Annotated in this window: 18 protein-coding genes; 13 read left to right on the top strand and 5 right to left on the bottom strand. The window is 37.3% G+C overall.

The features are described 5' to 3' along the window. Positions 1 to 32: 32 nt before the first annotated feature. The 3 genes from WFN33_RS18635 to WFN33_RS18645 form a co-directional block, all read right to left on the bottom strand. Entirely contained in the window at positions 33 to 1,076 is a 1,044-nt protein-coding gene (locus WFN33_RS18635; RefSeq protein ID WP_336954521.1) for an NAD(P)H-dependent flavin oxidoreductase, read from the bottom strand. 130 nt (positions 1,077 to 1,206) lie between these two features. Further along, positions 1,207 to 1,908: a VIT1/CCC1 transporter family protein gene (locus WFN33_RS18640; protein WP_336954522.1), complete on the bottom strand. Its 702-nt coding sequence runs from the start codon at positions 1,906 to 1,908 to the stop codon at positions 1,207 to 1,209. Positions 1,909 to 2,009: 101 nt separating this feature from the next. Beyond that, positions 2,010 to 2,354 (bottom strand): hypothetical protein, encoded by a 345-nt coding sequence (locus tag WFN33_RS18645; protein WP_151803479.1) that lies wholly within the window; start codon positions 2,352 to 2,354, stop codon positions 2,010 to 2,012. Positions 2,355 to 3,225: 871 nt separating this feature from the next. Between WFN33_RS18645 and WFN33_RS18650 the strand changes: the two genes are divergently transcribed. The 4 genes from WFN33_RS18650 (at position 3,226) to WFN33_RS18665 (ending at position 5,405) form a co-directional block, all read left to right on the top strand. Further along, positions 3,226 to 3,636 (top strand): roadblock/LC7 domain-containing protein, encoded by a 411-nt coding sequence (locus WFN33_RS18650; protein WP_336954524.1) that lies wholly within the window; start codon positions 3,226 to 3,228, stop codon positions 3,634 to 3,636. Between the two features lie 363 nt (positions 3,637 to 3,999). Continuing rightward, a complete protein-coding gene (locus WFN33_RS18655) occupies positions 4,000 to 4,356 on the top strand; it encodes a hypothetical protein (protein WP_004721834.1) in 357 nt (118 codons plus the stop codon). Between the two features lie 98 nt (positions 4,357 to 4,454). Beyond that, positions 4,455 to 4,670, top strand: a complete 216-nt coding sequence (locus tag WFN33_RS18660) for a DUF1653 domain-containing protein (protein ID WP_336954526.1) — start codon at positions 4,455 to 4,457, stop codon at positions 4,668 to 4,670. 141 nt (positions 4,671 to 4,811) lie between these two features. After that, positions 4,812 to 5,405, top strand: a complete 594-nt coding sequence (locus tag WFN33_RS18665; protein ID WP_336954528.1) for an O-methyltransferase — start codon at positions 4,812 to 4,814, stop codon at positions 5,403 to 5,405. A gap of 60 nt (positions 5,406 to 5,465) precedes the next feature. On the opposite strand, the gene WFN33_RS18670 is transcribed toward WFN33_RS18665, so the two are convergent. Further along, entirely contained in the window at positions 5,466 to 5,672 is a 207-nt protein-coding gene (locus WFN33_RS18670) for a KTSC domain-containing protein (protein WP_004721830.1), read from the bottom strand. A gap of 222 nt (positions 5,673 to 5,894) precedes the next feature. Between WFN33_RS18670 and WFN33_RS18675 the strand changes: the two genes are divergently transcribed. Both WFN33_RS18675 and WFN33_RS18680 read left to right on the top strand, forming a co-directional pair. After that, positions 5,895 to 6,398 (top strand): endonuclease V, encoded by a 504-nt coding sequence (locus tag WFN33_RS18675; RefSeq protein WP_336954529.1) that lies wholly within the window; start codon positions 5,895 to 5,897, stop codon positions 6,396 to 6,398. 100 nt (positions 6,399 to 6,498) lie between these two features. Then, entirely contained in the window at positions 6,499 to 6,855 is a 357-nt protein-coding gene (locus WFN33_RS18680) for a VOC family protein (RefSeq protein WP_336954530.1), read from the top strand. 99 nt (positions 6,856 to 6,954) lie between these two features. On the opposite strand, the gene ahpC is transcribed toward WFN33_RS18680, so the two are convergent. Beyond that, positions 6,955 to 7,518, bottom strand: coding sequence for an alkyl hydroperoxide reductase subunit C (gene ahpC / locus WFN33_RS18685; RefSeq protein WP_004721823.1), 564 nt, complete (start codon positions 7,516 to 7,518; stop codon positions 6,955 to 6,957). A 618-nt stretch (positions 7,519 to 8,136) separates the two neighbouring features. Between ahpC and WFN33_RS18690 the strand changes: the two genes are divergently transcribed. The 7 genes from WFN33_RS18690 to WFN33_RS18720 form a co-directional block, all read left to right on the top strand. Next, positions 8,137 to 12,117 (top strand): DUF3418 domain-containing protein, encoded by a 3,981-nt coding sequence (locus WFN33_RS18690; protein ID WP_336954531.1) that lies wholly within the window; start codon positions 8,137 to 8,139, stop codon positions 12,115 to 12,117. A gap of 46 nt (positions 12,118 to 12,163) precedes the next feature. Next, positions 12,164 to 13,279, top strand: a complete 1,116-nt coding sequence (locus WFN33_RS18695; RefSeq protein ID WP_004721819.1) for a beta-ketoacyl-ACP synthase III — start codon at positions 12,164 to 12,166, stop codon at positions 13,277 to 13,279. Positions 13,280 to 13,466: 187 nt separating this feature from the next. Further along, positions 13,467 to 14,249, top strand: a complete 783-nt coding sequence (locus tag WFN33_RS18700) for a lysophospholipid acyltransferase family protein (RefSeq protein WP_336954532.1) — start codon at positions 13,467 to 13,469, stop codon at positions 14,247 to 14,249. Positions 14,250 to 14,278: 29 nt separating this feature from the next. Beyond that, positions 14,279 to 14,803, top strand: coding sequence for a hypothetical protein (locus tag WFN33_RS18705; protein WP_336954533.1), 525 nt, complete (start codon positions 14,279 to 14,281; stop codon positions 14,801 to 14,803). Between the two features lie 59 nt (positions 14,804 to 14,862). Then, complete coding sequence (locus tag WFN33_RS18710; protein ID WP_336954535.1) at positions 14,863 to 15,261, top strand: GFA family protein; 399 nt, start codon at positions 14,863 to 14,865, stop codon at positions 15,259 to 15,261. Positions 15,262 to 15,459: 198 nt separating this feature from the next. Continuing rightward, on the top strand, positions 15,460 to 17,880 hold the full coding sequence (gene blp2 / locus WFN33_RS18715; protein ID WP_336954536.1) for an Ig-like repeat protein Blp2: 2,421 nt from the start codon (positions 15,460 to 15,462) through the stop codon (positions 17,878 to 17,880). Positions 17,881 to 18,130: 250 nt separating this feature from the next. Next, a partial coding sequence (locus WFN33_RS18720; RefSeq protein WP_336954537.1) for an MBG domain-containing protein occupies positions 18,131 to 24,374 on the top strand: 6,244 nt, incomplete at its 3' end.

Genomic DNA, 24,374 nt, shown 5'->3' on the forward strand with positions numbered 1-24,374 from the left:
AGTTCAGCTTCTATTGACAGCTTAGTTAAGAATTAAGAATGGTTCATTTCTACAACCAGTTGATTAACTAGATCTCGAGCTTCTAATTCACGGATCAGTCCAACATTACTTCCAGCCCAGAATGCACCAAAGCCAGTATCACCATGTTGAACAGCTAAAGCATTCAGTTGTTTAGCTAAATCATAGGCATAAGGGTAGGCGGCTACATGTGGACGGTCGGGCTGATCAATCCTCGCTTGCCAATGATTGATGATGCCGCGTGCTGGGCGACCTGAAATGCTTGAAGTAATTTGAGTGAGTGGGTGATCAAATAAAGCCTTGCGGTATGCTGCATTGGCATTTGAAGATTTACATTGTACAAAAGCAGTTCCCAATTGAACGGCATCAGCACCAAGGTTTAACATGGTTTTAGCTTGTTGCCCATTCATAATACCACCTGCTGCAATGACAGGAAGTGAACTATATTTTTTGATGAGTTGGACTAAATCAGCGGTTTTAATTGCGCCATCAATTTGAGCATTAAAAATACCGCGATGTCCACCTGCTTCGATACCTTGAGCTACAATAATATCAATCCCTGCTTCTTCGATAGTGAGCGCTTCAGTTAGATTGGTTGCAGAAACAATTGTGATGATACCGGCTTGTTTTAATTTTTGAATTTGATATTCATGCGGAATGCCAAAGTGGAAACTTACTGCTTTGGGTTGAGTGTCTAAACAAAGGTTTAAAAAATCATCATTGTCTTTAAAGCTAGGGTAAATACATTTTAATTCTGTAGGTGGGCTTGCACCAAATTTTTCAAATTCAGTTGCTAAATGTTGACTCCATAACAGATTAGATTCAGTGTTTAATGCTGCTGATTCATGACAGAAAAAGTTTAATTGAAAAGGATGTGGTGTTAGTGCTTGAGTTTCATGAATTTGTTTTAATGCAGAATCTAGTGTATTTGCACCGAGTCCTAAAGCACCTAAAGCCCCTTGATTTGATACTTCTGCAGCCAATAGTGGGGTAGAAACTCCAGCCATTGGTGCAAGTAATATGGGATGTTTTATCCCTAATTGTTCTAATAAAGACATACTTAAGCTCCTTGTGTTTTAAGTTACTTTGCCGAAGCGACTGCAAATTAGCAAATTATGTTCGGTATTTATTATAAAAATATAATTTAAATACATCTTTAAGTTGCGACTTATTTTATCAAGACATAGATTAAATTGGAGTGACTTGGAACAGTGAACCAATCCAGCTTGAGAACGCCATTGCGATAATTCCCCACACAGCCACACGGAAACTACCTTTGAGTATTGATGTACCAGCAAAATAGCTGGATAACGCACCCAGTATGACTAGAGATAAGATACCGACAACTAAAACAATTTTCTCTAAATATGCTTCCGGGCTAAACACAATTGATAATGTCGGAAATAATGCACCAATAGAAAAAGATAATGCAGAAGAACCAGCAGCCTGTAATGGTCTTGCAGCAGTTGCTTCATTGATCCCAATTTCATCACGTGCATGTGCTTCCAAAGCATCTTTTTCTGTGAGTTGAACAGCAACTTGATGCGCCAATTCAGGATCTAAACCACGTTGAATATAAATGTGGGTAAGTTCTTTGAGCTCTAAGTGCGGATTCTTTTCTAATTCTAGAGCTTCTACTTTTAGATCTGCTGCTTCAATATCTGACTGTGATTTAACGGAAATATATTCACCGGCAGCCATTGAGGTTGCACCAGAAATTAATCCTGCAATACAGGTAATCAGCAGGGTGTGGCTTGAGGCACCGCTTGCTGCCATTCCCATCACTAAACTAGTCACAGAAATAATGCCATCATTTGCACCTAAGACGGCTGCTCTTAACCAGCCTGTACGTTGTATAAAATGCTGTTCTAGGTGGTGAGAATGAGACATAAACAAAACTCCATGTGACTGAAAGTCGGTTAATTTATAATGTAAATATATGACAAATGAAAAAAAGCTCCTATATTTAGGAGCTTTTTTTCATATTAAAACTATTGGCTCGCTTTTTCTTTAACGTCAGCAGCACCTTTTTCAACAGCACCCGCAGCAGTTGCAGTGGCATCTTTAGCAGCATCAACAGTTGCATCTGCAGCATGGGCAGTTGCATCAGCTGCATGATCTACAGCAGTCGCAGTTGCATTTGCTGCATTATCCGCAGCTTTAGCAGTCGCATCCGCTGCATTTTGAGCCGCGTGTTCTGCATCATGTTTTGCTTGTTCTACGGCATTTGCAGCATGTTCACCTGTAGTCGCACCCGTTTCAGGTGCTTTGTCTTTATTACAACCAACAAGTGCAATCGTTGCAATCAGACCAAGAGAAAGTAGAAGTTTATTCATTGTCTTGTACCTTTTTTAAATTAATTTTTGGCATCCAGCAGTTGGATAAAATAAGGGCTCGTTAATATTTCATAAGTAGCTTGCGTTGTAGGCTAAAATTGAGCAAAGCTTGTATAAGTCACTAAGGATGAAAAAAAAAGAATAACGGATCTCTTTTAAGTTTCATAACGCCAACAGAGCTAATTTTAGTTGCAACCAGAGTAAGAACAAAGCACTGCTTTATTGGCAGCACAAGGCGAAGCTCAGGGACTAGTGTATTTTTTACTGTTACCTTGTTACGAACTACTCATTTAGAAAGACTAAATTTCATATTTCGTGCCTAGTATCATCTAAAACACACACTGTCGCAAACATAGAGGAATGATCAACAAATCCAAATATAAACACAAAAAATAACCAAATCAAAAAATAAAATGTAAATTTTTTATAAGATCAATTTATCTTATATTGAATAATAACTGATCAACATAATTTTAATAAAAGTTTAATATAATATGAATACACTCGCTTTATATCTAAAACTCAAGTATCAATAAAATACTTAATGAAAAAATAAAAAAGTTGTTTCTATGTTTTATCGTTAAAATTAAATCAAGACATAGTTTAAGATCTATACAATTTATGATATTAATCGATTAAAAGTGACGAGTAGTACTAGATCTGACAATTTTGAACTTTGGAGACAAAATCAGTGCTGTAAAAATAAATTAAAATTGAAAAAAAATATTTACAAGCCAATAAAAACAGATAGAATTGAGCTAAAATGTGAAGTATATCAAATAATTCTGTCACTAGAAAAAGTCTAGAAAACATGTTTTTCGGCTTTTAAAAATGCTTAATTTACAAATTAATTTATGGGGTTTTCTTGAATATGCTTGATCTAAACACATCTCGAAAAGTACCCGATGATTTTGTCATATATGCTGAAAAACAAATCAGACAACTTTTGAACTCGGTCAGTGGTGTAGAGTTCATCATGTTGTGTACTTCTGATGGTTTTGAAATTGCTTTAGCCAACAAGAAAAATATTAACAATTCTGGAAAAATTGCTGCAGTGAGTAGTTCGATTTTGGCCTTAGTGACAGCATTTGTTTCAGAAATCAATCTTGTTGGATGTCAAACAATTACCTTAGATGCAGAGAATGGAAAAGCGCTATTAACCGCAATTCCTCATCCAAAGCATCCGTTGGTTTTAGTGGCGATGACCAACAAAGATATTTTATTGGGGCAGATCCTATATGAGCTCAAATCTACTTCTGAATTACTCACGAGAAACATATAGGGAAGTTATTTTAAAATATGTGATGAGGTTCACATTTTTTTAAAAAATGAGATCTATACTGATTTTTTTTCGAAGCTGTTATTTTTTGGAATTTTTTGAAAGCTTTAAATAGTCAAATTAGTTATTTATTTTTTAAATTTCTATTGAATAATTAATATTTTTTATGCTATTTAAATGAGTGTGGAAATAATTAATTAAAATTGATTATCAAATAAAATTAAATGGGTATTCAAAAAGAATACTAATTTATCCATGTTAGTTAGAAATGAAAATTTTTAGCTATATAGTAAAGTGTTTTAGTAAAGCAAAATAAAAATTGAATTGCTAAAACGAACAACAATGTTGAAAGCAACGGGGATGCTCATGGCTCGTATCACACTAGATCAATTAACTGATATCGATGGTTTCGTTTGTGCTGCATTAGTAGATAGCGAAAGTGGTTTATCTTTAGCGACTGCGGGTGCAGGTTTAGACTTAGAATTAGCAGCAGCAGGTAATACTGAAGTTGTTCGTGCTAAGCGTAAAGTTGCAAAAGCACTAAAATTAGATGATGTAATTGAAGATATTTTAATTACATTAGGTAAGCAGTATCACTTGATTCGTCCACTTGATTCAAATGAAAATTTATTTCTTTATCTGGTTTTAGATCGTTCTAAATCAAACTTAGCAATGGCTCGTCACGAGTTAAAAGCATTTGAAAAAGGCTTAGACTTTTCTTAATTTAAAAATTGAAAAGCATAAAAAACTCGTCTTCGGACGAGTTTTTTCTTTGGCTATCCTGTATAACATAGATATCGTATTTAGAGTGTTGAGTGTAGATGTTAAAAGCTGGAATTTATAAACATTATAAAGGTAATTTATACCAAGTCTTTCATGTCGCAACGCATAGTGAAACCCGTGAAAAAGTTGTGGTTTACCAATGTTTATATGAGGATTATTCAATCTGGGTTCGACCTTATGAAATGTTTTGTGAGCAAGTCACATTAGAAGATGGTCAAGTCCAAGCGAGATTTGAATTTTTACATGCTGTTTAATCCATATGCGTTAGACTTTATAGGTTGATTAAGTCATGTAATAAACCGTAACGATGTAACTTGTCAAAAGCTATGTATTGTCATAGCAATGACGTAAATGATTGAAATAATAACAATGATAGTGAAAAGGAAGATCTAAACATGAGTTTAAGTAACCCATTTTTGCAACGATTGAATGAACTATATCAATCCTTTATTAAGTTTGATGCCACACAGTGTGATCGTATTAAACGCTATCGAAATATCGAACCTGAATCAGCATTGTTTTTAGCCATGCAAGTGCGAATTCAGCAGTCTAAGAAAATTTTAGAGATCGGAACATCAACAGGTTATTCTACATTGTGGCTTGCGGATGCAGCCAAAGTGACAGGTGCGAAGGTGACAACGCTTGAGATCGATGAAAAAAGAACTCAGCAAGCGCAACTGCATGCTCAAGAGTTAAAAGTTGATGACGTGATCGATTTTTGGGTGGGGGATGCGCAAAAATACTTAGAACAGTGTCAGGAACAATATGACTTTATTCTACTTGATGCTGAACGCAATGCTTATTTAAATTACTGGGTATATCTACAGAAGATGCTTGTAGAGCATGGCGGAGTTTTGATTGTTGATAACGTAATATCACATGCGGCTGAAGTTAAAAGCTTTATCAAAGAAGTTAAACAAGATGAAAGGTTTATGACAACAACCTTGTCGATCGGGTCAGGTCTGTTTATGGTGACATTAAAAAACTAACACAGTTTTTATATCAGGGAGAAATCTCCCTGACTTTACTTTAAAAGCGCCGCTCTAAAATTATAAAATTGAAAGCCTTTTAAAATGTAAATCATATTCTAGGTATTTATGCACGAATGCTGTTTTATCACTACATCGTAGTAAATTATTGTATATAAATTCTGGTACGGGATGGTAAAGTTCACCAGAACCATTGTTATAAAAAATTTTTAAATACCGTGAAGAAGCATTATACTTCCAAGAAGTCACGGTAATCATAGATCCCATAAGCAACCCCTTAAACTTTTGATTGTTTTACAGAAAAAATATTCTGTATCTTTTGAAATTAGTCTATTCACTTAAAGAAATGTATAGTGGTTTTGTAAAAATCCTAATGATTGTTTTGATAAGGTTATTCATATTTTGACATTGCGTATTTTTGCAAGATAAACGCTTAAAAATCATAATTAAACGAGATAACGAGTTTTTTTAATAATTTAGGGATAGATTATGATTCTTGCAATAGATGTTGCCTATACAGAAAACGCTGCACAAGTTGCTGGCATTGTATTTGAGTCTTGGACGAGTTCTAGTATATCGAACCATTACCTTATCACCATCAAGCCAATTGCTGACTATGAGTCAGGTCAATTTTATAAACGTGAATTGCCGTGTATTTTAAAATTATTGGATTTGGTGAAAGAAACCATTGATATGATTGTGATTGATGGCTATGTTTATTTAGGTGTTGAACAAACAGTTGGTTTAGGACAGCATTTATATACTGCCTTAGCTGATAAAACTCCTGTAATTGGAGTGGCTAAAAATGAATTTAGGGGAACGCCAAAGGAATTTGAAATTCTACGTGGACAAAGTGTTAAGCCCTTATATGTCTCTGCCATTGGAATAGAATTAGCGAAAGCGAAACACAATGTGCAGTCCATGTATGGGAAATACCGTATTCCTGAGCTACTTAAGCAAGTTGATCGTTTGAGCAAAACAACGCAAAAATAATTACGCTATTCTAAATCGAGTGGTTTAAATGCATTTTTTATATGCTAATGCTTTGTTTTTTTATTAAAAAAATATTTTATAAATTTATGGTGAAACATATATGGATCAGTCAGCGTCTCGTCAAAAAACTTCAATAAACTATATTGAATTTAAGGTGAAAGACATCCTCCAAAGCAAAAAGTTTTATCAAAACTTAGGCTGGACTTTTACTGACTTTGGTCCTGCATATTGTGAGTTTGATTCAGGGGAGATAAAAGGTGGCTTTACCCAATCTGACAATGTGCAAAGTTCTGGTGGGGCATTAATTGTCTTATATAGTATCCAGTTAGAACAAAGCTTAGCGTGTGTGAAAGAGGCAGGAGCAACTATCGTACAAGAGATCTTTAGTTTTCCTGGTGGGCGTCGTTTTCATTTTAAAGATTTAGACGGATATGAAATTGCAATTTGGTCTCATTAAATAAAAACCTATAAACGCAAAAACCTGCACATAAAATCCAATGTAAAAAAACCACGCTAAAAAGCGTGGTTTTTTTATGGGTTTAATCTAATTCAAGAATTAGATTTTACCGACTAAGTCGATTGAAGGTGCAAGAGTTGCATCACCTTCTTTCCATTTAGCTGGGCAAACTTCGCCAGGATGACCGTGAACGTATTGAGCTGCTTTAACTTTACGAAGAAGTTCAGAAGCATCACGACCAATACCACCAGCATTGATTTCGATGATTTGGATTTTACCTTCAGGATCGATAACGAAAGTACCACGATCAGCAAGACCAGCAGATTCAATTAAAACTTCGAAGTTTTTAGCAAGAACCCAAGTTGGGTCACCAACCATTACATATTCAATTTTTTTGATTTCTTCAGAAGAATCGTGCCAAGCTTTGTGCGTGAAGTGTGTATCTGTAGAAACAGAGTAGATTTCAACGCCTAATTTTTTGAATTCAGCATAGTTGTCTGCAAGATCACCAAGTTCTGTTGGGCAAACAAAAGTGAAGTCTGCTGGATAGAAGAAAACTACAGACCATTTACCTTTAAGATCGGCTTCTGTAACTTCAATGAATTGGCCGTTTTGGAAAGCTTGTGCTTTAAATGGTTTAACTTCAGTATTAATTAAGCTCATCATTATCTCCATGATTGAGGTGTTTATCTAATATTTAACTAGAATAATGAATTTTAGATTATTGGGGAAATAGTATTTTTTTATCGCTAAGATCGGAAAATCAAATTAACGTGCTCCAGATACATTTCACCAAAAACCGTTGTTTTGTCAGAGTTTCATCAACTAAAGCAAATCAAGATGATGTTTGAATGACAAAGCATCCTTTTTTAATCTGTTACAAACATGATGCTTCTGGGGCTATATTTCAAGGGTGATTTCTAAAAAAGATATAAAATTTATTTCAATGTATAGAATTTGTTCATATAAGATAAATTGAATTTTAACTACATCACATTTCAATGTTGTGCATCGAGCAAATGATACAGGGGCTGCTGTTTTGTGCTTGGGCATCACTTCAAGCTAGCTAGTTTTGTAGATCATATAGCAACAGATCTACGTCTATATGAATATTTGCAACCACAGCCAGTTGCGTAGTTGAGTAAACTTTAGCACCTTTTAAATATTATTTTTATAATACATGTATAACACAATGGTGAATTCACTTTGATTGGACTATCTCTCCTGTGCTTTACAGCGTAAAATATCCCGTTCAATTTTAAGTATTAGGATAATGCATCTGTGCCAAATCAGTTAAATGTCGATCAATGGGTTATGGTACGAGATCGCCATCGTTTAAATCGACTGAAAAAAGGAAAAGATGCTCATCCTGAAAAATTCCAAGAATTGTTTGAGAAATCAAATCATCAAGTCAAAAAAAGATTAGCCAGTCTACCGACAATCAAACTCAATCAGGATCTACCGGTTACCCAGTATGCAGATAAACTGATTGAAGCGATTCAGAAGCATCAGATTATTATTGTTGCAGGGGAAACGGGTTCTGGTAAAACTACGCAATTACCACAGATTGCAATGCTTGCAGGTCGTGGTTTAACTGGGATGATTGGTCATACTCAGCCTCGTCGTCTGGCAGCACGGAGCGTATCGCAACGAATTGCTGAAGAAGTTGGTGAAAAGCTGGGTGAAAGCATCAGTTTTAAAGTGCGTTTTAATGAGCAAGGATCAAATGATTCGATCGTTCGCTTAATGACGGATGGTATTCTACTTGCTGAACTTTCTAATGATCGTTATTTAAATAAATATGACACGATTATTATTGATGAAGCACATGAGCGTTCATTAAATATTGATTTCATCATGGGTTACCTGAAGCAACTGGTCAAAAAGCGCCCTGATTTAAAAATCATTATTACTTCAGCGACATTAGATGTGAATCGCTTTAGCGAATATTTTAATGGTGCACCAATTTTTGAAGTGGAAGGACGTAGCTTTCCAGTTGAACTGCGTTATCGTCCGATTTCAGAGATGACGATCGGCGGTAGTGATGATGATGACTTTGATGAGTTTGAAGAAAATTTACCACGCGCAGTGGTACAAGCTGTAGAAGAATGTTTTAAGGATGCTGAGTCTAAGGGACATCCTGAACATGCGGATATTCTTATTTTCTCAAGTACTGAACAAGAAATTCGAGAACTACAAGAGACCTTACAAAAATTTGGTCCTAAACACACGCAAATTTTACCTTTATATGCTCGTTTAGCTTTGGCAGAACAGCAGAAAATCTTTAATCCATCTGGTGGTGGTCGACGTATTATCATCGCGACAAACGTTGCTGAAACAGCATTGACTGTACCGAATATTCGTTATGTGATCGACAGTGGTTTTGCACGTATTTCTCGCTATAACTATCGTTCACGGGTACAGCGTTTACCGATTGAAGCGATTTCTCAAGCTGCTGCAAATCAGCGTAAAGGGCGATGTGGTCGTATTGCACCAGGTGTTTGCATTCGCTTATACAGTGAAGATGATTTTCAAAGTCGTCCAGATTTTACTGAACCAGAAATTAAACGGACCAATTTAGCATCGGTTATTTTACAGATGCAAAGTCTCGGTTTAGGTGCTGTAGAAGATTTTGATTTTATTGAGCCACCAGACCATCGTTTGGTCAACGATGGGCGTAAGTTGCTGATTGAATTAGGTGCTATCCATGACGCGCAAAATTCAAATAATCTTCCTCAAGCAATGGCACAAAATGAAATTGCGGTTTCCAAGCAGGGAACTGTAGGTGATGCTAAAGCAAAAAACCTTGCACAACCTGCTACTAAAAAAGCCGAACTTCAAAATAACAGTTTAACCAAAATCGGTCTACAAATGGCAAAAATGCCAATAGACCCACGCCTTGCACGTATGATTCTTGGTGGTGCTCATTTTGGGGTACTGAATGAAGTTTTGATTATTGTTGCTGCACTTGCAGTACAAGACCCACGCGAGCGTCCTGCTGATAAGCAAATGCAGGCGGATCAAAAACATGCATTATTTAAAGAAGCAGATTCAGATTTTCTATTTTATATTAAACTGTGGAATACACTGACTGAAAATCGTGAAACTTTGAGTGAAAGCAAAAGACGTAATTTTGCCAAACAGCATTTTCTTAGCTGGTTGCGCTTACGTGAGTGGAAGAAAACTCATGAACAATTACTGGATTTAGCACAAGGTTTAAAACTTTCATTCAATGAAAAGCAGGCCAGTTATGAAAATTTACACCGTGCCTTATTGACAGGACTATTGTCCTTTATTGCCAATAAAACTGACGAACGTAATATTTTCATGGCAGTTCGTCAGCAAAAAGCCCGAATTTTTCCTGCATCAACCTTACATAAAACCAATACCCCATGGGTAATGGCATTTGAAATGGTCGAAACCTCACAGGTGTATTTACGCACACTGGCAAAAATTGAGCCTGAGTGGATTCTTTTGGCTGCACCGAACTTATTAAAACATCATTATTTTGAGCCACATTGGGCGAAAAAACCGGGTGTGGTCAATGCTTATGATCAGATTTCATTATTTGGACTGATCATTGAACCGAAACGTGCCACCAATTATGAAAAAGTGGACCAGTTGGCTGCACATGAAATTTTCTTAAGAGATGCGCTAACTACAGGAAACTTGGGAACAACGCCACCATTCTTAAAACACAACCTATTAAAGCTTGAAGAAGTGGAGCGGGTAGAAGACAAACTGCGTCGTCGTGATTTAGTCGTCGATGAAGAAACCATTTATCAGTTTTATGCCTCTAAAGTGCCTACGGAAATTGCCAGCCGTCGTAGCTTTGAAGATTGGCGAGCAACAGTAGAACCGCAGAATCCTCGTTATCTTTTTGTTGATGATGATGATTTATGGATGAATGATCGTCCAACTACACAGCAATTTCCAGATTATTTACATAATGGACAATTGCGTTTAGCTGCCAGCTATCGTTTTGATCCAAGTCATGATGAAGATGGCGCAACTGTAAAAATTCCTGTACAGGCCTTAGCTCAAGTTGATGAAAATATTTGGTCTTGGGGGATTCCGGGTTGGCGTTTGGATTTAATCGAAGCTTTATTAAAAGCCTTACCAAAAGATAAACGTCGTAACTTGGTGCCGATTCCAGATACAGCCAATAAATTGATCAAAGCAGTCGATGCGCAACATTTGCGTCAGCATATTTTTGAGTTTTTGGCATTTCAATTACGTGGTGAACAAATTACCAATAAAGATTTTTCTTTTGAACGTATTGATCAATTCTTAATTCCATTTATCAAAGTAATTGATGAAAAAGGTCGCGTGATTGAAAAAGGCCGTGATCTTGCAGAACTTAAAGCACGTTGTCGAACTGAAACACACAGTCCTGTCAAACAGTTAAAAGGTGAGTTTACTACTTTTCCTGAAAGCTTTGTATTTGAAGCATCTCAGAAAGTAACTGGGGTTGTGGTTAAACAATATCAGGCACTGGTTCCAAGCAAAGACTTTGCTAAGTTAGAGTTGAAAGATGATTCTGGTATTGTGATTCAGACCTTTAATGATCAAAGTGAAGCGATTAAACAGCATCGTGAAGGCGTAATTCGTTTGATTCATATGCAATTGGGGGATTTGATTCGTCAATTGAAAAAGCAAATTTCCAAGCCACTGGCATTGGCATATTCTCCTTTGGGCGATAAAGCACAACTTGAGCAAATGTTGGTGTACGCAACATTACAAATGGCAATTCAAGATTTACCCATTAATGCTGAAGAATTTGCGATAGTCATGGCAGATGTGAAAAAGTCATTTTTAAGTTATGGTCAGGAAGCATTAAAGTTGATCAGTGAAATTTATATTCAATGGCAGGAAATACGCCAGCAATTGTTGATGCTGGATCAAGATGTATTTGCTAAAAATATGAATGATATTGAGGATCAACTCGATTTAATGAACTTATCCAATTTTGTTTATTCAAAATCTTCAGATATTTGGCAGGAATATCCTCGTTATTTAAAAGCATTGTTATTGCGTTTAGATCGATTGCCGAATAATCTAAATCGTGATGATGCTGCAATTAAAGAAGTAGATCCTTGGATGGATAAACTGTTTAAGTTTAAGTCGGATGTCCGTGTTAAAGAAGTCTACTTCATGGTTGAGGAACTACGTATTTCATTATTTTCTCAACCAATGAAAACCAAGATGCCGATTTCGTCAACCAGAATACAAAAAGTATGGGAAAAGCTTGGAATCGGTTAGAATAGAAATAATTTGAAATATTTGTGAATTTAAAAAGGAGTTTTACATGGGCATCCGTATTACAGGTACAGGTTTGTACCATCCTGAAGAAGTGATTACCAATGAAGAATTGGTGGATTGTTTAAATGCTTATGTGGAACAATTTAACAGTGAAAATGCTGAAAAAATTGAAGCGGGTGAAGTTGTTGCCCGTCGTGGTTCAAGTGCAGAATTTATTGAAAAAGCATCAGGTGTAAAGCGTCGTTATGTGATTGAAAAATCAGGTGTCCTAGACATTAATCGTTTACGTCCTCGTTTAGAAGAACGTTCAGATGAAGAGCTTTCAATCCAAGCTGAGTGGGGCGTGATTGCGGCAAAACAAGCGATGGAAAATGCAGGCGTAACTGCAGAAGACATTGATGTGGTGATTTTAGCTTGTTCAAATTTACAACGTGCTTATCCTGCTGTTGCAATTGAAATTCAAACTGCATTGGGGATTCAGGGCTATGCCTACGACATGAATGTGGCGTGTTCAGCTGCTACATTTGGTTTGAAACAAGCCTACGATGCTGTAAAAACGGGTGCACGTCGTGTGTTATTGGTCAATGTGGAAATTACCTCAGGCCATACTGACTATCGTTCACGTGACTGCCATTTTATTTTTGGCGATGTTGCAACAGCTTCAATTATTGAAGAAACGGATAGCAAAACAGGGTTTGAAATCGTAGATACCCATTTGTTTACCCAATTCTCCAATAACATCCGAAATAATTTTGGTTTCTTAAATGGTTCAGAATTAACTTCTCGTGATGATAAGCAATTTCGTCAAGATGGTCGCAAAGTATTTAAAGAAGTGTGTCCATTGGTTGCGAAAATTATTTCCACACAATTGGAAAAGAACAGTATTCAACCTGAAAATGTAAAACGTTTTTGGCTACATCAAGCCAATGCCAATATGAATGAATTAATTTTAAAACTCATTGTCGGCAAAGAAGTTGCAGAAGCAGATCCTGATTTGGTACCAATCATTTTAGATGAGTTTGCCAATACGTCTTCAGCAGGTGTGATCATTGCATTACATCGTAGTGCGGATCAGGTGAATGATGGTGAATATGGTGTGCTATGTTCATTTGGTGCAGGTTATTCTGTGGGTTCAATTCTTGTACAAAAGCACGTTGCTTAAATCATAATTTTATAAAATCCCCCCCCTTGCGTCGCTAAAAGCATAGTTCAGCTACTTTGAAAAGAAGGGGGGATTATCCAAAATTTAACTTATTTTATTTGTTCAAAGCTCTTCCCTGAAAAAGGAGCAGTCATATACTTAATGGTAAGATCAAAAAATGTTGAAAAGTATTTTGTAGAGATACAACATGACTGAAAAAACCTTGAAAATACGCCACAACGCTAAACTAATTCGATTAATAAGCAGCTTACAGCGCTTTTACTTTCGTCCAACATTTTTAGGTACTGAAAATTTAGTACCGAATAAACCAGCCATGTATGTCGGTAATCACACCATCTATGGTGTTTTAGATTCTCCGATTCTGATTGATTATTTATTTACAGAGCATAAAATCGCTGTGGTTAGTTTAGCTGATCATATCCATTTTCATATTCCGATTTGGAAAGAGGTAGTTAAACGTGTCGGTGGGGTTGATGGCGTACAAGAATATGCCAAAGAAGCGATGCGACAAGGCTATTCGATTTTGGTTTTTCCAGGAGGTGGTCGAGAAGTTATTAAACGCAAAGGTGAAGCTTATCAATTGATCTGGAAGCAACGCTTTGGTTTCTTAAAGTTGGCTCAGGAATTTGGTTATGAAATAGCTCCTTTTGTGGCTTTAGGTGGTGATGAAGTTTTTGATTTGGCTTTCGATGTAAATATTCTGCTCAAACAAAAATGGTTTAATAAAATATTATCAAATCCCAAAATAGGTTCATTGCTTAGACAGGGTGAGGTTATTCCTTCGATTCCAAAGCATATTATTCCAAAGCGGATTCCTTTCTATTTCAAATTTATGCCACGGTTATCTATTGAACAGATTGGGAGCATGGATGATATGATTGTATTTCGTGATCAATTGCAAGCGAGTATTTATACTGAAATTGAGGCCTTAAAGTCCTATCGAGCAGATGATCTAGAACAAAAAACTTAGAACAAAAAACAATCATTGAGAGCGCAATAATGTTTGAACTGCAAACCAATTTTAAACAGATACTTCAGCTATTAAATCCGCGAACTCAACCCATTCAAAGTACTGTGACTTTTCTTTCAGATCCTCATTATCTTGAATTTTTACAACAGTGTGGCGATACTGAAATTACCCCTGATATTGATTTATTTGGCTATGAAACTGCGATAAAGGAAAACCAGTATTTCGCAGAGCATGTGGAAAAATTATCCCAACAACTATGGAAAATTGGTCGTACAGGGCAAGGTGATGAATGGTTTTTAGATCGCAATAGTTTTGATATTTTATTCTATAATCATGATTTAGGCATGGATTTAGATGAGAGTTTAAAGCATGATCAGTTCCAGTCAATGCAAGTCAACTTTTTCCAATTTTTACAATTTGCTTTACTTCTGCAAGCAATGGATCAGCACTTGGATAAAAAACCATTGTCTACGATTGGATTGGAGCAATTTCAATATACTGTAAATCGTATCCATCCTGAACTTTTTTCACATTATCCATTTGATTATTTATAAGTTATAAGTGTTAAAATTGCTCGATAAAATGTGTTTACTCACAATATAAAGGAATAAAAATGTATACAGCTTCTTGTCTTTGTGGTGGTATTCAACTGAAAATTCATAGTGAAATCCCTCAAATATTTGTTTGTCATTGTCAGCAATGCCAAAAAGCTCAAGGCTCTGCATTTGTGGCGATTGCTCCTATTCAGACTCAAGATTTAGAGATTGTTCAAGGACAGGCACTATTTCAAGAATATTATGCCACTGAAAATAAAAAACGAACGTTCTGTAAAAGATGTGCATCCCCATTATTTAGTGCGCGTCTAGACTTACCAGAAGTAGTTAGATTACGTGTAGGTATTGTAAATGAGCCTGTTCAAGGCAAGATTGTTTCACATGCATTTACCGATAACAAAGCTGCTTGGTTTGAAATTTTGGATACTGCACCACAATTTGTCCAAGCGATTTGCTAAATAGTGAAGTTATATTTCAAAAGTAAGAATGCTGGATATTTATTGTTTAAATAAGATTTTGTGCGCTATCTTACTTTTTTAAGTATCTGAATTTTATATTTTTATAAATAATTCAGAAATTAGTTTAAGTCGTTTGTATATATAAATACCTTCTGTATAATTTTCAAAAAATACATTTTAAATCAATAGAAGGTATAAATGACAAGAATAGTCGTCGCTGCAAAACAAGACAAAATATTACTACAGGATTCTCAAGCAAAAACAGTCAGTTTAAATCAACCTGCTATTATTCAAATTGGTGTCACACAACAAGATGTGAAAACACTAGAGCGATTAGGTGATAAGCTGATTATTAGTTTAAATAATGGTGAGCAAATTGTTTTAGAGGGATTTTTTCAAACCAATGCAACTACAACCCATTCTTTAACTTTCCCTAAAGCGGATGGAAGTTTCTCACTTGCTCACTTTGATGATACTGGAAACTTTACAGACTATAGCGGTTTGCAAAAACTTGACACTTTACTCTATGAAGGTGCCAATACTGCGGGTGTTCAACAAATCTCTGCTTATGAAGATTCAACACCTGAGTTTTCATTTTCAAATTTATTTTCTTCAAGCGCAGTGAAAGCAGGTGTCGGTCTTGCTTCTGCAATTGGTTTAGGTTTGGCATTGATTGATGATGGTGGAAGTAATCAATCAAAGGGGGTTACTGATATTATTGCACCGAAAACGCCGACTGCAACATTAAATCCAGAAGGTACTGAAATTAAGGGTACGGCTGAAGCGGGTGCGACTATTTATGTAATTGATAAAAACCAGAAAGTGATTGCTACAGCAGTGGTAGATAAAGATGGAAATTATTCATTGACACTGCCGGAGGCTTTGCTGAACAATAATACTTATTATATCAATGCAAAAGACAAAGCTGGAAATGCTTCAACCTATACCTCTGTTGTGGGTACTAAAGATACTATTGCACCCAATGAGCCTCAGGGGCAGTTAAATGAGCAAGGAAATATTGTTACTGGTAAAGCAGAAGCGAATGCCATAATTAATGTGTATGATCCAGCGGGTCAACTGATTGGTACTGCAAAAGCCAATGCACAGGGACAATTTTCTGTTGCTATTTCTCCTGCTTTAACCACAGGCCAGATTGGTACAGTCGAAGCGATTGATGCATCTGGTAATAAATCAGAAAAACATAATATTGAAGTCGGTAAAGATACTATAGCACCTGATCAACCTAAGTTTGATGTATCTAAAGATGGAACTTCAATACATGGAACCGCAGAAGTAAATGCTAAAGTGATCATTCAAGATTCAACAGGTACGGTGATTGCAACAGGTGTTGTAGACGCCAATGGCAAATTCAATATCACCATTTCTCCTGCTTTAGATGCAAGCAAGACTGGCAAAATTATAATTGAAGATGCTGCAGGAAATAAGTCGAGTGCTGTAGAAATTAAAGCTGGACAAGATGTTTTAGCACCAGATAAACCCGTGGCCAATTTAAATGCTGAAGGAACTGTGATCACGGGTACCGCTGAAGCAAATTCCAAAATTTCAGTTTATGACAGTGCAAATAAATTATTAGGCACAGCAACAACAGATGCAAACGGAAATTATTCTGTCACACTTTCAACAGCGTTGACTGAAGCAAAAGTCGGCAGTGTATATGCAACAGATGCAGCTGGAAATCAGTCAGCGCTTAGCTCTGTAACAGGTACCAAAGATGTAACCGCGCCTGCTAGTCCGAAAATCACAGATGTGGTTGATGATGTTGGGACAACTGTAGGTTCTGTTGCTGCAAATGGGACTACAGATGACAAGCGGCCTGTGATTTCAGGAACAGGAGAAGTTGGAGCAACTTTAATTATTTATGACAATAATCAGGCGGTAGGAAAGGTCACAGTTGGTGCAGATAGTAAATGGTCATTTAGTTTTGCTTATGATTTAACTCTGGGAAGTCACAGTATTACCACTGTACAAACGGATAAAGCAGGGAATACCAGTTTAGTAAGTGATGCACGAACATTTACTGTAATAGAAATCGCCACAAAAATGGCAGTTTTTGATGAAACGTCAGCTTTTCATGCTGATTTAGCTGATTCGAATATTGATTCAGTTAAAAGTGCTGATGCGATTGGGTCAGGTGTTTTAAATTCTGAGCCAGAAAGTAGCGCTCAAGTATTAGGGCAATCATCACCCATAGAAAATCAATTTTCGCAGCTCCATTCAAATGTTTCAGATTTAGATCATACTGCTATAGCTGGCAGTTCAGCTATTCTCAGTACAAGCATAGCGACTGTACTGCAAGATGCGCTTGAGAATAACAAAGTTGAAGATATCAAGGTTGACAATACCAATTCTTATGACAGCACGGCCATTTCAGTCGATGAATTGTTGGCAAAGACTTCAGTTAATGATTTAACTACAAATCAAATTGATGACGTGCTTGCTCGAACAATTGATCAAAGCACTACAGCTATTGTCGATGATGCTAAAAGTACTGCATTGGTTGCTTTCAATAAAGTCGAAAATCTATCAGCTCAAGATATAGCGGTATTGCAATCTGATATGATCAAAGACTTGTTTGACCCACAATTACTGACCTTTTGATTGAAAATAAGCAGATCAGCACCTACGGGTGCTTTTTTATTGCAACATGGTTTTATATTGCTTGTTTAGCTTAAAACTGATGCATAGGGCTTTCTTTCCAATAAACGCTGAATAATTTCATTCAGCGTTTTTATTTTTATCTAAAACGTGAACTTATACATATAAAATACCCAATTTCAGGTATATCTCTATATTCCCCCATTTGATCTAATGATTGATATTTGATCAAAATGTAGATTTGGGGATTATCATGAACAAAATTTATAAAGTTATTTGGAATTCACAACTTAGGTGCTGGCAAGCAGTTTCAGAATTGGCAAAAAATCATAATACTTCACAAAGTACTGTAGACCATAAAAACGCACTGAAGGGCGGTGTTCATAAAGCATCAGGGATAAATTTAATCCGATTGGCTTTTTTGGGGCTGGCTTTATTGCCGTTATCGATTTATGCCGCAATTTCTAATACTGAACTGCCTACAGGCGCCAATATCACTCAAGGTTCAGCCAACATTTCCCAAAATGGCAACGTTTTAAATATTCATCAAAATAGTCAAAACCTTTCGACCAACTGGAATACTTTTAATATTGGTAAAGATGCAACGGTTAATTTTAATCAACAAAACCAGTCATCTATAGCCATTAATCGGGTTTTGGATAGCAATGCATCGCAGATTATGGGGCGTTTAAATGCCAATGGGCAGGTGTTTTTACTCAATCCAAATGGTGTGGTTTTTTCTAAGACAGCTCAAGTGAATGTTGGTGGTTTGGTTGCTTCAACTTTAAGTTTGAACGATGCGGATATTCAAAATGGAAAATATACTTTAAAAGCCCATGCCAATAGCACAGCAACGATAGAAAATAACGGTAGTATTCAAACTTTATCAGGTGGAACTGTTGCGCTGATTGCGCCCAATGTTAAAAATACCGGCTCTATTGTGACACCGAATGGCGTTACTCATCTCACTGCTGCCAGTCAAGTCACTCTTGCTTTACAGGATGGTTCACTGACCCAGTACCAAGTTGATCAAGGGGTATTAAAAGGCTTGGTGGACAATGGTGGTGCAATTCTTGCCGACAATGGCGCTGTATATTTAACTGCAAAAGCCAAAGACAGTTTAAGTAAAGCCGTGGTCAATCATAGTGGGATTATTGAAGCGAATCGCTTAAGCCAAAATGCCAAAGGTGAAATCATTTTGTTAGGTGATATGCAAAATGGTGAAACAAATGTCAGTGGCCTGCTTAAAGCTGAAGGGAAAAATGGTCAAGATGGTGGGTTTATTGAAACTTCAGCAGCCAAAGTAAAGATTAATAATAATACGATAGTGTCCTCTCATTCTGAGGGCGGGAAAATCGGAAACTGGTTGATCGACCCTACCGATTTCAGTATTAATTCAGGTAATGCATCGGCAAGTAGTAGCGGCATAGGCGCAACCACTTTAGCAAGCAGTCTTGCAACCAGTAATGTCATATTGCTAACTAGCTCTACGGGTAACCAAAAGGGTGATATCAATGTGAATGCTGATGTGACTTGGGGGAGTGCGACCAGCCTGACTTTAAATGCACAAAATGACATCAACATTAATGCCAACATCACAGCGACAAATAACAGTGGCAAACTTAATTTGATATATGGACAAAATACAGCCAATACCAATGCTAATTACTATATTAACACTGGCGCAAAAATAAACTTAAAGGCTGGGCAGAATTTTAGTACCCAAAAAGGAACGGCTGCTACCATTAACTATCAAGTCATTACGGCTTTGGGCGCACAGGGTTCGACTACAAGTCAAGATTTACAAGGGATCAACGGTAACCTGAGTGGTAATTATGTGTTGGGTGCAGACATAGATGCCAGTAGTACATGGCAGTGGAATGGCTATACCGGATTCGACCCAATTGGCTTTTATAATGCAACTTTAAGTCCAATGGATCTATCACAACAAGCTTTTCGTGGACGGTTTGATGGATTAGGTCATGCGATTAGTGGATTAAGTATTGACTCTATGTATCAGGGCATTGGACTGTTTGCGATTACGCATCAGAATGCACTTATACAAAATCTTGGACTGAATAATATAAGTTATTCAGGTTATGGAAAAACAGGTGGGATCGTGGGGCTTAATCTTGGCACGATTAATAATGTTTATGTCAATGCTGGCTTAGTCACAGGTAATACCGAGCAGTATGGCGGATTGGTGGGTTGGAACTATAATTCAGGAAATATCTTAAATTCTTATGCCAATGTGACTGTAAAAGGAAAATATTCTAATAATAATTATATTGGTGGTTTGGTTGGTTATAGTGACGGAGTTGTAAGTTCTTCTTTTGCAACAGGTGCAGTGACAGGAAATAATTATATTGGTGGTTTAGTTGGTGGAATATCAGGGCAAATCAATAACTCTTATGCAACAGGTACTGTCATCGGAAATCAATATGTTGGAGGACTGGTGGGTTTCAATGGCGGAAGTGTTGACAAAAATTATTCTTCTGGAAGTGTAACTGGGAATACTTTTGTTGGTGGTCTCGTTGGTGGTGGTAATGGTACAACCACAAATAGTTTCTGGAACACCATTACTTCTGGAAGAACAAGCAGTGCGGGTGGTATAGGAAAAACCACAACAGAACTTCAGAAAATTTCTACTTTTGCAGGTTGGGATATTGATGATGCAGGTGGTACAGGAAAAGTCTGGCGTATTTATGAAGGAAGATCTGCACCGTTACTACGTCATTTCCTTAAACCCTTGGTTACAGAAATTGTCGCTAATTTTTCTGACAAAATTTATGATGGATCGATAGCTTCTGGAACGCTGGCTTCAGGGCTGAATTATAAAACAACTGGTAAAAATGCAGGGATTTATAGTTTAAATGATGGCTCAATCCTGATTAGTGGTGTTCCAATCGCGGCAAATACAACACAGTTTGGCGATGATGTAATTTATAAAGAAAATGGTGGATCAGGTTCATTAACAATCGCGAAAAGAGATTTAAATATTAATGGCTTGAGCGTTGCTGACAAAGTCTATGATACATCAAAAGTAGCAACATTATCGGGTACTGCTGGAGTGACAGTGCTGTCAGGTGATTCAGTGACACTTTCGGGTATTGGATTTGGATCATTTACTGATAAAAATGTGGGCAATAATAAAAATGTGATTGTGTCGGGTTATACGCTGACTGGAACAGATGCTTTAAATTACAACTTGCTACAGCCGACAAATCTTAAAGCCAGTATAACGCCTGCAGTTTTAACCATTAATGGAATAAGTGTTGCAGATAAAACGTATGATGGCTTGTTCAATGCGACCTTAAATGGTACTGCTTCAATCAATCCATTTGCTGGAGATTTTGTTGGATTGACTGGTAGTGGTCTAGGAACATTTACAGATAAGAATGCAGGAATCCGATCTGTGATCGTAACAGGCTATAACTTAACAGGTGCGGATGCAGGAAATTATACTTTTAGTCAGCCTATAGGTTTAAGTGCCACAATTCACAAAGCACAAGCCATTGTAAAGGCCAATAGTTTAAATACGGTTTATAACGGTAAAGATCAAACGGCTGCTGGCTTTAGTGCAACAGGCTTGGTCAATGGCGAAACTACAACTGTATTGTCAGGCGTAACTGCAACAGTGACTGCTAAAGATGCAGGTCAATATACCAATACCGCAACAGGTATAGATAAAAACTATGAGCTCAGTTTTGTTAATGGCTCATTAGATATTGCTAAAGCTAAAGCTACTGTCACCGCCAATAGCGTATCAACCATTTATAACGGTAAAGACCAAACGGCTACTGGCTTTAGTGCGAAAGGCTTAGTCAATGGTGAAACAGAATCAGTATTATCAGGCGTAAACGCAACGGTGACTGCTAAAGATGCAGGCAAATACAACAACACAGTAACAGGTGTAGACAAGAACTATGATCTGACGCTTATTGATGGCTCTTTGGATATTGCTAAGGCCAAAGCCACCGTAACCGCCAATAGTTTAAATACGGTTTATAACGGTAAAGATCAAACAGCTGCTGGTTTTACTGCAACAGGCTTGGTCAATGGTGAAACTACAAGTGTATTGTCAGGTGTTTCAGCAACGGTGACTGCCAAAGATGCAGGCAAATACAACAACACAGTAATAGGTGTAGACAAGAACTATGATCTGACGCTTATTGATGGCTTATTAGATATTGCTAAAGCTAAAGCGACAGTAACAGCCAATAGCGTATCAACCACCTATAATGGTAAAGATCAAACTGCTGCTGGCTTTAGTGCAACAGGCTTAGTCAATGGTGAAACTACAACTGTATTGTCAGGTGTTTCAGCAACGGTGACTGCCAAAGATGCAGGCAAATACAACAACACAGTAATAGGTGTAGACAAGAACTATGATCTGATGCTTATTGATGGCTCATTAGATATTGCCAAAGCCAAAGCCACAGTAACTGCCAATAGCGTATCTACCACCTATAATGGTAAAGATCAAACTGCTGCTGGTTTTACTGCGATAGGCTTGGTCAATGGGGAAACCGAATCGGTATTGTCAGGTGTTTCAGCCACGGTGACTGCTAAAGATGCTGGCAAATACACTAATAGCGCAACAGGTCTAGACAAGAACTACGAGCTAAGCTTTGTTGATGGCTCATTGGATATCGCTAAGGCTAAAGCCACTGTTACGGCTAATAGCGTATCAACTACCTATAACGGTAAAGATCAAACAGCTGCTGGCTTTAGTGCAACAGGCTTGGTCAATGGTGAAACTACAAGTGTATTGTCAAGTGTTTCGGCAACTGTCACAGGCAAAGATGTAGGCAAATACACCAACACAGTAACAGGTGTAGATAAGAACTATGATCTGACGCTTATTGATGGCTCATTAGATATTGCGAAAGCCAAAGCCACCGTAACTGCCAATAGCGTATCGACTACCTATAACGGTAAAGATCAAACGGCTGCTGGCTTTAGCGCTTCTGGTTTAGTCAATGGTGAAACTGAATCAGTACTAACAGGTGTTTCGGCAACAGTGACTGCTAAAGATGCTGGCAAATATACCAATACTGCAACAGGTCTAGATAAAAATTACGAGCTTAGCTTTATTGATGGCTCATTAGATATTGCCAAAGCGAAAGCCACCGTAACCGCCAATAGCTTATCAACTACTTATAATGGTAAAGACCAAACGGCATGGGGCTTTAGTGCGTCAGGCTTGGTGAATGGTGAAACAGAATCAGTCTTATCAGGTGTTTCAGCAACGGTGACTGCTAAAGATGCAGGCAAATACATCAATACCGCAACGGGTCTAGACAAGAACTATGAGTTAAGTTTTATTGATGGTTCTTTGGATATCGCCAAAGCTAAAGCTACTGTCACCGCCAATAGTTTAAATACGGTTTATAACGGTAAAGATCAAACAGCTGCTGGTTTTAGTGCGACAGGCTTAGTCAATGGTGAAACTGAATCGGTATTGTCAGGTGTTTCAGCAACGGTGACTGCTAAAGATGCAGGTCAATATACCAATACTGCAATAGGTCTAGATAAGAACTATGAGCTAAGCTTTGTTAATGGCTCATTAGATATTGCGAAAGCCAAAGCCACCGTAACTGCTAATAGTGTATCGACTACCTATAACGGTAAAGATCAAACGGCTGCTGGCTTTAGCGCTTCTGGTTTAGTCAATGGTGAAACAGAATCAGTCTTATCAGGTGTTTCAGCAACGGTGACTGCTAAAGATGCTGGCAAATATACCAATACTGCAACAGGTCTAGACAAGAACTATGAGTTAAGTTTTATTGATGGTTCTTTGGATATCGCCAAAGCTAAAGCCACTGTCACCGCCAATAGTTTAAATACGGTTTATAACGGTAAAGAGCAAACAGCTGTTGGTTTTAGTGCGACAGGCTTAGTCAATGGTGAAACTGAATCGGTATTGTCAGGTGTTTCAGCAACGGTGACTGCTAAAGATGCAGGTCAATATACCAATACTGCAACAGGTCTAGATAAGAACTATGAGCTAAGCTTTGTTGATGGCTCATTAGATATTGCGAAAGCCAAAGCCACCGTAACTGCTAATAGTGTATCGACTACCTATAACGGTAAAGATCAAACGGCTGCTGGCTTTAGCGCTTCTGGTTTAGTCAATGGTGAAACTGAATCAATTTTATCAGGTGTTTCAGCCACGGTGACTGCTAAAGATGCTGGCAAATACACTAATAGCGCAACAGGTCTAGACAAGAACTACGAGCTAAGCTTTGTTGATGGCTCATTAGATATTGCCAAAGCGAAAGCTACAGTAACTGCCAATAGCGTATCGACTACCTATAATGGTAAAGATCAAACTGCTACTGGTTTTAGTGCAACAGGTTTGGTCAATGGTGAAACTGAATCAGTTTTATCAGGTGTTTCAGCCACGGTGACTGCTAAAGATGCTGGCAAATACACTAATAGCGCAACAGGTCTAGACAAGAACTACGAGCTAAGCTTTGTTGATGGCTCATTAG

The organism is Acinetobacter sp. AS167, assembly GCF_037152175.1.
In the GTDB taxonomy this organism is placed as follows: Bacteria; Pseudomonadota; Gammaproteobacteria; order Pseudomonadales; family Moraxellaceae; genus Acinetobacter.